This window comes from Streptomyces sp. AC627_RSS907 (assembly GCF_019049165.1).
Map to the genome: position 1 here is coordinate 1 of NZ_JAGMUE010000366.1, position 815 is coordinate 815.

An 815-nucleotide genomic window follows, 5' to 3' on the forward strand; every position below is an offset into this window, starting at 1 on the left:
CTGCTCCGTCGTACGGTCCTGCTCCGTCGTACGGTCCTGCTCCGTCGTACGGTCCTGCTCCGTCGTACGGTCCTGCTCCGTCGTACGGTCCTGCTCGGTCATTGCGTTGCTCCTGCCAGACGCCGCATTACCGGGAGCCGACAAAGGGGCTCAACACCGGTGCCGCCGCACGGAATAGTCGCGCCAGTACGCGGATTCGCGGGGTGCGCGGTGCGGGGGCTGTTCCATGCTGCGCGGCACGCCGCCACTTCGGCAAGTACCTACAATTCTGTCGGGTACCCACATTTTTGTGAGGGGAAGAGCCGATGAAGAAGCGCACTTACACCTGTGGCCTCGACGCCGCGATCGACGTCATGGGCGGCAAATGGAAGGGCCTGATCCTGTTCTGGCTCGGCGAAGGGCCGCTCCGGTTCGGCGAGTTGCGTCGCTCGGTGGAGGGCATCAGCGAGCGCATGCTCATCCTGCACCTGCGCGAACTGGAGGCCAGCGGCCTGGTGCACCGCGAGGTCCACCAGCAGGTCCCGCCCAAGGTGGAGTACTCGCTGACCGACTTCGGCCACACACTCCTCACGGCCCTCACCCCGCTCGGCCAGTGGGGCGAGGACCACATGGAACGCCTGCGAGCCATCCCGTAAGGCCGGGCATTTCCCGCCCGCCGGGCCGGCCATTTTCCCCCGGTGGGCCCGGACTTCCCCTCCCCGGTGAGCCGGGTATTCGCCCGGACCCGGGGACCGCGTTCAACGCGCGGCCCGGTGTACGGGAACCGCGCAAAGGCGCCGGGGAAATACCGCCGACAATGGCCGACAACGGCGCGA

At 67.7% G+C, this 815-nt stretch carries 1 protein-coding gene; it reads left to right on the forward strand.

Going from position 1 to position 815, the window contains the following annotated elements; genetic code table 11:
- Window positions 1–305: 305 nt before the first annotated feature.
- The gene (locus KUM32_RS35810) at window positions 306–635 is read left to right on the forward strand and encodes a helix-turn-helix domain-containing protein (protein ID WP_187059830.1); all 330 of its coding nucleotides are present in this window, start codon (window positions 306–308) and stop codon (window positions 633–635) included.
- Window positions 636–815 lie beyond the last annotated feature (180 nt).

Coding starts and splice junctions, on each gene's coding strand:
- KUM32_RS35810 (WP_187059830.1), top strand. CDS start 306: ATGAAGAAGCGCACTTACACCTGTGGCCTCGACGCCGCGATCGACGTC.